This window comes from Streptomyces sp. PA03-1a (assembly GCF_033792805.1).
Classification (GTDB): domain Bacteria; phylum Actinomycetota; class Actinomycetes; order Streptomycetales; family Streptomycetaceae; genus Actinacidiphila.
In genome coordinates, this window is record NZ_JARAVO010000285.1 from 1 (window position 1) to 10,898 (window position 10,898).

Annotated in this window: 10 protein-coding genes and 1 pseudogene; 7 read left to right on the forward strand and 4 right to left on the reverse strand. The window is 73.2% G+C overall.

All coding sequences use genetic code 11. The annotated features are described in order from the left end of the window. The first annotated feature begins 48 nt into the window (after positions 1-48). Together PV341_RS39635 and PV341_RS39640 are read left to right on the forward strand one after the other, a co-directional pair. Positions 49-1,137 (forward strand): mandelate racemase/muconate lactonizing enzyme family protein, encoded by a 1,089-nt coding sequence (locus PV341_RS39635; protein ID WP_500324563.1) that lies wholly within the window; start codon positions 49-51, stop codon positions 1,135-1,137. 594 nt (positions 1,138-1,731) lie between these two features. Further along, positions 1,732-2,364, forward strand: a complete 633-nt coding sequence (locus PV341_RS39640; protein ID WP_500360327.1) for a hypothetical protein — start codon at positions 1,732-1,734, stop codon at positions 2,362-2,364. 30 nt (positions 2,365-2,394) lie between these two features. Here the strand turns inward: PV341_RS39640 and PV341_RS39645 are convergent. Then, a pseudogene (locus PV341_RS39645) lies at positions 2,395-3,213 on the reverse strand (DMT family transporter); the annotation flags it as partial. A 141-nt stretch (positions 3,214-3,354) separates the two neighbouring features. Between PV341_RS39645 and PV341_RS39650 the strand changes: the two are divergent. Further along, entirely contained in the window at positions 3,355-4,278 is a 924-nt protein-coding gene (locus PV341_RS39650) for a LysR family transcriptional regulator (protein ID WP_500360328.1), read from the forward strand. A 7-nt stretch (positions 4,279-4,285) separates the two neighbouring features. Here PV341_RS39650 and PV341_RS39655 read toward each other — a convergent pair whose 3' ends face one another. Beyond that, complete coding sequence (locus PV341_RS39655; protein ID WP_500324558.1) at positions 4,286-4,978, reverse strand: hypothetical protein; 693 nt, start codon at positions 4,976-4,978, stop codon at positions 4,286-4,288. 109 nt (positions 4,979-5,087) lie between these two features. Between PV341_RS39655 and PV341_RS39660 the strand changes: the two genes are divergently transcribed. The 4 genes from PV341_RS39660 to PV341_RS39675 all read left to right on the forward strand — a co-directional run bounded on the left by PV341_RS39660 (position 5,088) and on the right by PV341_RS39675 (position 7,865). Next, positions 5,088-5,621, forward strand: coding sequence for a phosphotransferase (locus tag PV341_RS39660; protein WP_500360329.1), 534 nt, complete (start codon positions 5,088-5,090; stop codon positions 5,619-5,621). Next, positions 5,585-5,959, forward strand: a complete 375-nt coding sequence (locus PV341_RS39665) for a roadblock/LC7 domain-containing protein (protein WP_500324555.1) — start codon at positions 5,585-5,587, stop codon at positions 5,957-5,959. The genes PV341_RS39660 and PV341_RS39665 overlap by 37 nt, the downstream gene beginning before the upstream one ends. Before the next feature lie 199 nt (positions 5,960-6,158). Further along, positions 6,159-6,533: an ArsR/SmtB family transcription factor gene (locus PV341_RS39670; protein ID WP_500324553.1), complete on the forward strand. Its 375-nt coding sequence runs from the start codon at positions 6,159-6,161 to the stop codon at positions 6,531-6,533. Between the two features lie 45 nt (positions 6,534-6,578). Next, the gene (locus tag PV341_RS39675; RefSeq protein ID WP_500324551.1) at positions 6,579-7,865 is read left to right on the forward strand and encodes an ATP-binding protein; all 1,287 of its coding nucleotides are present in this window, start codon (positions 6,579-6,581) and stop codon (positions 7,863-7,865) included. Between the two features lie 211 nt (positions 7,866-8,076). On the opposite strand, the gene PV341_RS39680 is transcribed toward PV341_RS39675, so the two are convergent. Together PV341_RS39680 and PV341_RS39685 are read right to left on the reverse strand one after the other, a co-directional pair. Further along, positions 8,077-9,915, reverse strand: coding sequence for an alpha-galactosidase D (locus PV341_RS39680; RefSeq protein WP_500360330.1), 1,839 nt, complete (start codon positions 9,913-9,915; stop codon positions 8,077-8,079). 69 nt (positions 9,916-9,984) lie between these two features. Continuing rightward, positions 9,985-10,898 (reverse strand): carbohydrate ABC transporter permease (locus PV341_RS39685; protein ID WP_500360331.1); only part of this gene is annotated, 914 nt, incomplete at its 5' end.

Genomic DNA, 10,898 nt, shown 5'->3' on the forward strand with positions numbered 1-10,898 from the left:
GACCTCCCCCTGTGTGAACCCCCCTCCCCCGGAAGGCTGGTCGCCGACATGAGCCGGATCACGAAGGCCGAGTGCCGGATGGTCTTCCTCGAACCCGAGGTGCTGCGCACCGACGCCCTGCAGACCTTCGTCCGCCAGGAGACGGTCCTGGTCTCCCTCACCACGGACGACGGCCTCACGGGCACGGGGTACGCGTACACCATCGGCACGGGCGGCAGTTCGGTGCTCGCCCTGCTCCGCGACCACCTGGTGCCGCTGCTCACCGGCGCGGACGCCCGCTCCGTCGAGGCGCTGTGGCAGCGGCTGCTGTCGGTCACCCGGGCCACCTCGGTCGGGGCCATCACCTCCCTGGCGCTGGCCGCGGTCGACACCGCCCTGTGGGACCTGCGGTGCCTGCGCGCCGGCGAACCCCTCTGGCGGCTCGCGGGCGGCGCGCACGAGCGGCTGCCGCTGTACGACACCGAGGGCGGCTGGCTGCACCTGACGCCCGACGAACTCGCCGCCGGCGCGCTGCGGGCGAAGGAGCGCGGGCTGCGCGGCGCGAAGGTCAAGGTCGGCAAGCCCACCGTGGGCGAGGACGTGGAACGGCTGGCGGCGGTCCGCGCCGCGGTCGGGCCGGACTGGGTGCTCATGGTGGACGCGAACCAGTCGATGACGGGCGCCGAGGCGATCCGCCGGGCGCGCGCGTACGAGCCGTACGACCTCGCCTGGTTCGAGGAACCGCTGCCCGCGGACGACCTGTCCGGGCACGTCCGGCTGGCCGCCTCGACCTCGATCCCGGTCGCGGTCGGCGAGTCGCTCTACGGCGTGGGCCGGTTCGCCGAGTACCTGGCCGCGGGCGCGGCGGGCATCGTCCAGGTCGACGTGGCGCGCGTCGGCGGGATCACCCCGTGGCTGAAGGCGGCGCACACCGCGGAGGCCTTCAACGTCCAGGTGGCCCCGCACTTCCTGATGGAACTCCACACGAGCCTGGCCTGCGCGGTGCCCCCGGGCATGTACGTCGAGCACATCCCGCAGCTCGACGCCATCACCCGCACCCCCCTGACGGTCGTCGACGGCCACGTCGTGCCGCCCGAGACCCCGGGGCTCGGCATCGACTGGGACGAGGACGCCATCGAGGCCCTGCGGGTGGCGTGACCGGGCCGGGCTTCCGAGAGCGCCGGCCGAGGCTGCGTCCGGCCCGGCTCACCTACGGTGTCACCCGTCGCTGCCGCACGTTCGCACGGCCCCGCACCGGCAGTGCCGTCCCGGCACCGGCCACGGCCTCGGGCGAGCGCGGCCGTTCGGCCGGCCGTACCTCCGACACCCGGCCCCACCCTCACCGCAGCCGGTCGGCACGATCCCCACCGGCGTGGCCTCGCATCGGCCACGGCGCCGGCCAAGCGCCCGCAAGCCGCCCCAACCTGCGGCGCGATGCCCGCCGTTCGACACGGCTCACCGCCGACACCCGGCCTCACCCGTCGCCTCAGCCGTCGGGACGCCTCGCCCGCAGCGCCCGAACCCGCCGCCGTGGGCCCGCATCGCCCGGTACCCCCCAGGGTCGGCGATCGCGACGGCAGCAGTCAGGCGGGATGCGCTGGCGGGCTGCCGACCACCACCGCGGCGTCCCGGCCGCCGCCCGGAATCGGCCACCACATGGGGCGAGCGCCCGCGGGCCGCCCCGACGCGCGCCGGACCCACCCGCCGGAAAACGGGAGGCGGCCCGGTCGGGGGCCGGGGCAGACTCGGGCGGTGATCGTCGTGCAGCCCGTGCTGGAACTGGGGACCGCGGACGGCTTCGCCCTCTGGCCGGTGGCCGAGCGGGAGCCGTTCACCTTCATGCCGCTCCACGGCGCGTTGGCACCCCCCGAGGTCGGCGCGGCCGTGATGACCATCGCCGCGTACAACGATGCCCGGAGGGACGACGACGCCCCGCCCGCCCGGCCCGGCGACCCGGTCGAGGACTTCCTGCGGGGGCTGCTGACCGGGGAGGACGTCCAGGCACCGGGCGGACTGCAGGTGACCGGCACCGCCGGCGACCTGGAGGTGGTACGCCCGGGCTGCTGCAGCGGGCTGGAGGACTGGCGCGAGTGGCTCGGCGTCCTCGACGGCACCGGCGACGCGTGGCTCGGCCACGACCCCTCACCGCTCGCCGAACGGCGCGGAGACGTCATCCGGTTGACCGTCGACGCGGGGCGGGACGACAGCCCGGTGTTCGAGGTCGACGTCGACGTGCTGCGGCGCGGGATCGCGGACGCCGAGCGGGACCTGGCGGCGTTCCTCCGTGCCGCTGCCGACTGGGCGGCCGTGCGTCTGGCCGGGCACGCCTGCGCGGTCGTCACCGCCCTCGCCCGTGGCGTCGGCATGCCGCCGCCACGGGCGTAGGCGCAGCCCCCGCGACCGCGTGAGCCCGACCCCGATGAGGACGACCAGCATGCCGGCCACCACCCGGGCGCCCACCGACTCGTCGAGGACGAGCGCGCCGAGCCCCACCGACACGACGGGGAGGAGGTAGCCGACGGTTGCCGCGTCCGTCGCACCCTCGTCGGCGATGATGCGCACCGTCAGGTAGAAGGTGACGCCCGTGCACAGGACGCCGAGGGCGAGCACCGCGACGGTCGAGCGCAGGGTCACCGCGGTCCCGGTGGTGCCGGTGACGAGCAGGGCCGGCACGCTCAGCGCGGTCGCGGCGGTCAACTGGCCCGCGGCGAGCGGGAGTGCGCCCGCACCCGTGGGGATGAGCCTGCGCCCCATGTAGGCGAAGGCGAACGCGTAGCTCGCGGCCGCACCCAGCAGGGCCAGGGCGCCCCAGCTCGCGAGGCCCGACCGGTGCCAGGGGGCGAAGATCAGGAGGACACCCGCGAACCCGGCGAGGAGGCCGCCGAGCCGGGGTCCGCGAACGGCGCGTCGTCCCGCGCCCAGGGCGAGACCGATGAGCAGGGACCACAACGGCGTCGTGGCGTTGAGGACGCCCGCCACCCCGGAGTCGACGCTCTGCTCGCCGACGCTGAAGAGGAGGAACGGCAGCGCGTTGCAGAGGAGGGCCGCCACCGTGAGACGGCTCCAGAGGAGCCTCCCCCGCGGCAGGCGCAGGCCCGCGCGGCGGCAGAGCACGAGCAGCAGGGCCGCGCCGCAGGCGCAGCGCAGGAAGGTGACCCAGGCGGGCGGCAGTCCCTCCAGCGCGATCTTGATCCACAGGAAGGTCGACCCCCACAACAGGGCCAGCACCGCCATCCGCAGCAGCGCCCTCACGCCGCCTCCGCCACCGGGCACGCCGGCCTCCCGTCGTCTCGCGTCACCGTCCCCCACGACGCTCCCCCACCCGTCCTGGTGGCACAAGCGAAGGTTCACGCACGTACCGTTAAGCTGAGCTACATGCTCGACGTGCGCCGCATGCAGGTCCTCCGGGCGGTGGTGACCAGCGGGTCGGTCACCGCGGCCGCCACTCACCTCGGTTACACACCCTCGGCCGTCAGCCAGCAGATCGCCGTCCTGGAGAGGCAGGCCGGGGTCCCGCTGCTCGAACGGGTGGGGCGCGGGGTGCGGCCGACGCCCGCCGGGCTGCTGCTCACCGAGTACGCCGCCCGCATCGGCAGGGAGGTGGCCGAGGCCGAGACGGCGCTGGCCGATCTGCGCGCGGGCCGCACCGGCAGTCTGACGGTCCGTTACTTCCCGACGGCGGGTGCCGACCTGGTGGCCCCGGCCGTCGCGCGGCTGCGCCGCGAGCACCCCGGGGTGCGGATCGACCTCGGCCTGGTCGACCCCGGCGATCCGCTGCCGGAGGTGGAGAAGGGCCGCGCGGACCTCGCGATCGTGGTGCGGCCGCGCGGGCAGGGCCGTGAGGGGCTGCGCCTGGTGCACCTGCGGGACGACCCCTACCGTGCGGTCCTCCCCAAGGGCCACCGCCTCGCCGCGAAGCGGGTGCTCGATCTCACCGACCTCGCGGGTGAGCCGTGGGTGGGCAGTGAGTCCCCGGACGGCTCGTGCCTGGAGCTGATCCTCCGGGCGTGCGCCGCGGCCGGCTTCAGCCCCGCCGTCGTGGTGCAGAGCGAGGACTACGCCACCGCGCAGGGGTTCGTGGCCGCCGGGCTGGGGGTGAGCCTGCTGCCGCTGGCCGCGCTGGCGCACCACCACCCCGGGGTCGCCGTACGGAAGGTGCGCGGCCCGGAGCCCGTCCGGGCGGTCCACGCCGCGGTCCGGGAGACGTCGCTGCGGCAGCCGGCACTGCGGGGGCTGCTCGACGCGCTGCGCGACGTCGCCCGGGGCACGGCGGGCACTGCCCGGCCCGTGCGCCCTTGACCTGCCGTCAGGCGGTGCCCCGCGGATAGCCGATGCCCGCGATGTCCTCGGCCAGACCGTCGAGCGTCACCTCCGCGTTCAGCCTCGCGACGACCTCCGGAGTGAGCGGGCGCAGCGCGTGGACATGGCGCACGGCGTCCAGGTCCACCGGCACCTCGTAGTACTCCTCGGCGAAGGCGCGGAACGCCTCGGGGGACCGGTCGGTCAGCAGACGGAACAGGTACGACGCGCCGTCGGCGTCCTCGCGGTCCTCCGGCAGGTCGACGGACCCGTGCCGCCACGCGTCGTCCCCGGCTGCGCGCCACAGGCAGACGGTCGCGACCGGCACGCCGTCCTCATCGCAGAACGCCGGCTCCTCGACGTACGGACGGAAGGCCTCGGGGACCTCGTCGACGATCCCCGGCCAGGGCTCGTGGTCCTCCGAACCGTAGGGGCTGACGGGGGACTCGTGGTCGAAGCCGCGAATGAAGGCCCCGGCCGCGCAGAACACGATCGCGTACTCGTCTCCCGACCCGTTGCGCAGGGAGGCCATCTCCTCCCCCGTGTCCCACACGGCGTCGAAGGAGTGGTACCGCATCTCCCACTCGGGGCTGAGGATCGCGTCGAGCATCGCCAGCGCGCGGCAGTGGTCGCGCAGTTCGGCGATGGAGGGCAGTCGGGGGGCAACGTCATGAACGGTCACGCGCACATCCAAGCCCATGGCTCCGGCGTCCCCCACCCGGGGCTCCCCGCGTCCGCGGAATTCCGGTGCCGCGCACGCCCCCGGTGCTGCTGAGCACGGTCGCGCGGGACCACTTCGGAAGGCGGACATGCCCCCACGCACCCTGAGCGGCGACCAGGCAGGGATCGAGGCTGCGCTGGTACGCCGGCTGCTGCACGCGCGGTTCCCCCACTGGGCGGACCTCCCGCTCACCCCCACCGGGTCGGCCGGCACCTCCAACGTCATGTACCGCCTGGACAGCGACACGGTCGTACGGCTGCCCAGGACCGCGGGGACCGCGAACGACGTGGACGAGGAGCACGAGTGGCTGCCGCGGCTCGCGCCGCGGCTCCCGGCGCCCGTCCCCGCGCCCCCGGCAAGGGCGCTCCCGTCGCCGGCTACGCCGCTGCGCGCCGAGGTCGACGCGGCGGCGGCCGGCGCGGCGTGGGGGGGCGGCGCATCCTACCCGGGGGCTCCGGTCCGCTCCCCGGCATCGCCGATTCCCCCACGGGGCCCGTCACGTTCAGTAGCTTCTCCGTCACCAACCGGGGCGGCGACGCGCGGACGCGCGGACGCCTGGAGAGCGACGGCAAGGAGCGGACGCCGATGGCGAATGTGGAGACCTCCCTCAAGGAGACGATGACGTCGATCGAGGGCAGCGTGGGCGCTGCCCTGGTCGACTACACCAGTGGCATGGCGCTGGGCACGATCGGTGGCGGCAAGGACCTCGACCTGACCGTCGCGGCCGCCGGCAACACCGACGTGATCCGCGCCAAGGCCCGGACGATGAAGGAACTGGGCATCAAGGAGGAGATCGAGGACGTCCTGATCACCATGAACACGCAGTACCACCTGGTCCGGCTGCTCAAGAGCCGCGACGGCAACGGCCTGTTCCTCTACCTCGTGCTCGACCGTCGCAACGCCAACCTCGCGATGGCCCGCCACCGCCTCCGGCGAATCGAGGCCGACCTCGAGCTGTAGCCGCCGTTCCTCCCTCGGGGCTCCGTGCGCCCGGGAATTGAAGAATCCTTCAATTCGGCACATCCTGATCCGCACAAGCACGGCGGTGCACGGGCCCCGGAAGGGGAAGGATTGGACGCAGTGTCGCGCTGGCGGCCGCGGGAGCGGCCGCCGGCGCGTACGGGAAGGGCCGTCGGAGACCGGGCAGGAGCGACACACGATGCAGGTACCCCTGTACCAGGCCAAGGCCGAGTTCTTCCGCATGCTCGGGCACCCCGTGCGGATCAGGGTCCTCGAGCTGCTCCAGAACGGCCCGGTGCCGGTACGGGACCTGCTGAACGAGATCGAGATCGAGCCCTCCAACCTGTCCCAGCAGCTCGCGGTGCTGCGCCGGTCCGGCATCGTGGTGTCGATCCGCGAGGGCTCCACCGTCAGCTACGCCCTCGCCGGCGGGGACGTCGCCGAACTCCTGCGCGCGGCCCGCCGCATCCTCACCGAACTCCTCGCGGGGCAGACCGAACTGCTCGCCGAACTCCGCCAGGCCGACGCCCCGCCCGGGCGCGCGCAGGAACAGGTCGGCCACCCCGCCGGCTGAGCGCTCCGGCGCCACCTGGGCCAGAATGGTCGGGAGGTGAGCTCGATGACGCCTTGGCGGGTACGTGATCTGGAGGAAGGCGACCTGGACCAGGTCGTGCGCATCTGGGAGGAGTCGCGCGACACGACCGAGGACCCCGCGGTGACCCTGGCGGAGGTGGTCGGCGCGCTGCGCGCGGGAGCGCCCGCCGTGGTGGCCATGGTCGGTGACCGGGTCGTGGGGGCGGCGGTGTCCTCGACGGCCCAGGAGCGCGCCTGGGTGCTGCGGCTGGCCATCGCCCGGCAGTGGCGCCACCACGGGATGGGCTCGGCGCTGCTGGCGGCCCTGGAGGACAGTCTGAGCCAGGCGGGGATGCGCCGGATCGGAGCACTGCTGCCCGAGGGCGAGGTCGGTGAGCAGGCGTTCCGGAACTCCGGGTACTCCTTCCGCCCCGGGCTCGGTTACTTCGAGAAGCTGCTGTCGGCCGACTCCGCGCAGGACACCCTGCTCGACCAGCTCGGCGGGGCGGTCCCTGAGCAAGGGCTGTGGGACCGCATCGCGGGCATGACCGCGGAGAAGGCGCTCATCGAGCGGCGGCTGGTGCTGCCGCTGGAGAACCCCGGGGTCGCGGAGCGCTACCACCTGGTGCCGCCGCGTGCGGTGGTCCTCTTCGGTCCGCCGGGCACCGGCAAGACGACGTTCGCCAAGGCCGTGGCCTCCCGGCTGGCGTGGCCGTTCATCGAGGTGCTCCCGTACCAGCTGGCCGAGGACGCGCACGGCGTGGCCGACGGACTGCGGCGGCTCTTCGCCCGGGTCGAGCACCTGGAGCAGGTGGTGCTCTTCTTCGACGAGGCGGAGGAGATCGCCTCGGAGCGGCAGGACCCGTCCACCCTGGCCCACCGGGTGACCAACGAGCTCCTCAAGCTCATCCCGCAGTTCCGGCGCGGCGAGCGCCGGCTGCTGATCTGCGCGACCAACGCGGTGCGCTCGCTGGACCCGGCCTTCCTGCGGCCGGGCCGCTTCGACTTCCTGATCCCGGTCGGCCCGCCCGACCCCGCGGCCCGCCGGGCGATCTGGATCCGCTACATCGGTCCGGACCGGGTGGCGGACATCGACCTGGACGCGCTGGTCGAGGCGAGCGACCGCTTCACACCGGCGGACATCGAGTACGCGGCGCAGGCCGCCGCGCAGACCGCCTTCGAACGGCACCTGGCGACGGACCCGCGCAGCACGGCGGACCTGACGCACCGCACCGAGGACTACCTGCAGGCGGTCGCCCGTACCCGCGCCACCCTCACGACCGAGGACATCCGCGCCTTCGACCACGACCTGCGCTCCGCCGCCCGCGTGTGAGGCACGTGGGGCGCGGCGGAAGGGGGGTGGACGCTCCGCGCCGCGTTCGTGGCCGAAACCGGCGGACATCGGCGATGCCCGGGCGACGGCCCCCCTCGGAGCCCTATGGTGACCGTGGGCCGGCAGATGCGCGCTCCCCCGTCCGTGTCTGCCGGCCCACCTTGTCTTCCGCCCGCCGTGGGGCCCGGCGCGTGCCGGGCCCCACGGGGTGTCAGGACAGCTCGGGCACGTCGATCCGGTCGATGTCCGGGGCGTAACCGTCGGCGCTGTCGAAGGTGACGGTGTTGGCGCCCGCCTTCAGCGTGACGGGAAGGCTGACCGCCTCGACGGTGCCCCAGTCGCCCGTGGACGGGAACGTGCGGGCGGTGGCGCCGCCACCGTTGGCGGAGACCCGGACCGTGCGGGCGTCACCGCTCACGTAGGCGACCTTGATCATGTAGGTGCCGGCCTTCTTCACCACGACGTCGTTGAAGCGGAGCGAGCCCCCGAGGTAGAGGTTGCCGGCCTTCCTACCGCCGGAGCAGGCACCGCAGTCGGCGAGGGAGGCGTTGCCGGCCAGGGTGTTGCCCGCGGCCTCCGCCTCGTAGCCGGTCATGGGCTGGACCGGGCCGTGCGGGGTGACGGTGAACAGGCGCGAGCCGTGCGCGGGAAGGGACTTGGTGACCTTGCCCCGGTGGGAGCCGAGGTCCTCGTGGTTCCACAGGTCGCGGACCGAGGCGCGGCCGGCGAAGCCGAGCGAGGTCCAGTCGGCGGTCACGGCGGCGGGGGCGTCGCCGAGGTTGAACAGGGCGACGGTGTAGCTGCCGTCGGCGTTCTCAGCGGCCCAGACCTGCTGGTCGCCCACGGGGGTGACCGGGCGGGCCGGCGGGGTGCTCGACTGGTCGAGGGCGATGACCTCGCGGTTGGTCAGCAGGGACAGCCCGTAGTCGTCGAGGCGGGTGAGGTCGTCACCGGTGTAGAGCGGGGACTTGGCGATGGCCCACAGCGTCATGTAGGTCTGCCGCTCGGCCTTGGTGAGGCCGTCCATCCGGCCGTTGCCGACGTCGAGGGAGTCGAGGTCGTTCCAGCCGCCGGGGCCGCCGTGCCGGCTCCAGGCGGCCGCGTCGGCGAAGCGGTCGTCGACGGAGTTCTCCCAGGAGACGAGGGTGTCGCAGTAGCACTCGACGTCGGTGTCGATCCGCCAGCCGTTGGAGTACTTCTTCCAGTCGGCGACGTGGCCGATGTCCAGCGACCAGGACAGCTCGAGGTGGATGGGGCGGCCGGTGGCGGCGATGGCCTTCTGCCAGGCGGCGATGTCGGCGCGGTTGTCGTAGTTGTCACCGCTCTTGAAGGAGCCGGGACCGACGCCGTCGATCTTCAGGAAGTCGTATCCCCAGTCGGCGATCATCCGCGCCTGGGAGTCGACGTACTTCTGCGCGCAGGGGTTCGAGAAGTCGATCTTGTAGGAGCTGTCCCAGCCGTTGGTGGTGCGCAGGTCGTCGTAGACGATGTCGGCGGTGGTGCAGTCGGTGGTGTTCCAGATCGGCACCTTGCCGTCGCCGTACCCCTCCTTCTCCAGGCCGACCGGCAGGTAGATGCCGGCCTTGAGGCCCTTGGCGTGGACGTGGTCGGCGACCGCCTTCATGCCGCGCGGGAAGCGCCCGGGGTCGGGGGTCTGCCGGCCGTACGCGTCGAACTCGGGCTTCCAGGACTGGTCGCGCCACCAGCCGGCGTCGAGGTTGACGTAGTTGTAGCCGTACTTCTTGAGCTTGGCGGCCATGGCGTCGGCCTGCTTGAGGACGTTCGCCTCGGTCAGGTAGCTGTAGTCGCCCGTGGGGTTGAGCCCGGGGTACTTCGAGGACTGCATGCTCCAGCTCGACCAGCCCATGTAGGGCTTGGCGGCGACCTGGTGCGCGGTGACGGCGGTGGTCCCGGCCGTCGCGGCGGGCACGCCGTCGGGGCCGGTCGCCCCGGCCGCGGGGACGGCGGCCGACACGCCGGCGGTGAGGGCCAGGACGAGCAGGGTCCTGGCGGCGGTCGAGGACAGGGCGGAGCGCGAGGGTGACCGCATGGGTCGGGCCTCCTGGGGGTGGGGGGTACGGCGGGTGCGGTGCGGGTGTGCGTGCCGGGCCCGGCGAGGTCAGCCCTTGCCGGAGCCGATGGTCAGGCCGCTGATGAACTGCCGCTGGAGCGCGAAGTACACGAGCAGGGTGGGGACGGCGGTCATCAGGGCACCGGCGGCGATGAGGTTGGGGTTGGTGAAGTACTGGCCCTGCAGGTTGGCCAGGGCGGAGGTGATGGGGCGCTTGTCACCCGTCTCGATGAGGGCGAGCGGCCAGAAGAAGTCGTTGTAGATCCAGATCGACTCCAGGGTGGCGAGCGCGGCGAAGGCCGGCCGGCACAGCGGCAGGATGATCTGGAAGAACTGCCGCCACACCTGGGCGCCGTCGACGAGGGCGGCCTCGGAGATCTCCCCGGGGATCGTCTTCATGTAGTTGCTCAGCACGAAGGTGCAGAAGCCGCACTGGTAGGCGATGTGGATGGCGATGATGCCCCAGGCCGAGTTGTACAGCAGCAGCGAGTCGCTCATCCACGCCGGGAGCGGTACCAGCAGGTAGAGCCGGTAGAGCGGGGTGATGAGCACCTGCGCGGGCAGCAGGTTGCCCGCGGTGAAGAGCATCAGCAGCGCGATGTTCCAGCGGAAGTCGAAGCGGGAGACGAAGAAGGCGACCGCCGCGGAGAACAACAGGGTGCCCAGGACGGACGGGACGGTGATGAGGACCGAGTTCCAGAAGAAGTGCGGCATGCCGGACTGGTTCCAGGCGTCGGTGTAGTTCTGCAGGCTGATCCCGCGGGGCCAGGACAGGTAGCCGTGCTTGCTGGTGTCCGCGTAGGGGCGCAGCGAGGTGTAGACGGCCCACAGCAGCGGCAGCAGCCACAGCAGCGCGATCGTGGCGAGCATCAGGTGCCGGCCGGTCTGCCGCGGGGGCTTGGAGGCCCCGCCGCCGCGGCAGACCCGCCTCCACCGCTCTCTCGCCGCGTTCGCGCCTGACA

Excerpts from the sequence above, each read along its gene's own strand:
- PV341_RS39635 (WP_500324563.1), top strand. The coding sequence starts at position 49 with ATGAGCCGGATCACGAAGGCCGAGTGCCGGATGGTCTTCCTCGAACCC.
- PV341_RS39650 (WP_500360328.1), top strand. The coding sequence starts at position 3,355 with ATGCTCGACGTGCGCCGCATGCAGGTCCTCCGGGCGGTGGTGACCAGC.
- PV341_RS39655 (WP_500324558.1), bottom strand. The coding sequence starts at position 4,978 with ATGGGCTTGGATGTGCGCGTGACCGTTCATGACGTTGCCCCCCGACTG.
- PV341_RS39660 (WP_500360329.1), top strand. The coding sequence starts at position 5,088 with ATGCCCCCACGCACCCTGAGCGGCGACCAGGCAGGGATCGAGGCTGCG.
- PV341_RS39665 (WP_500324555.1), top strand. The coding sequence starts at position 5,585 with ATGGCGAATGTGGAGACCTCCCTCAAGGAGACGATGACGTCGATCGAG.
- PV341_RS39670 (WP_500324553.1), top strand. The coding sequence starts at position 6,159 with ATGCAGGTACCCCTGTACCAGGCCAAGGCCGAGTTCTTCCGCATGCTC.
- PV341_RS39675 (WP_500324551.1), top strand. The coding sequence starts at position 6,579 with ATGACGCCTTGGCGGGTACGTGATCTGGAGGAAGGCGACCTGGACCAG.
- PV341_RS39680 (WP_500360330.1), bottom strand. The coding sequence starts at position 9,915 with ATGCGGTCACCCTCGCGCTCCGCCCTGTCCTCGACCGCCGCCAGGACC.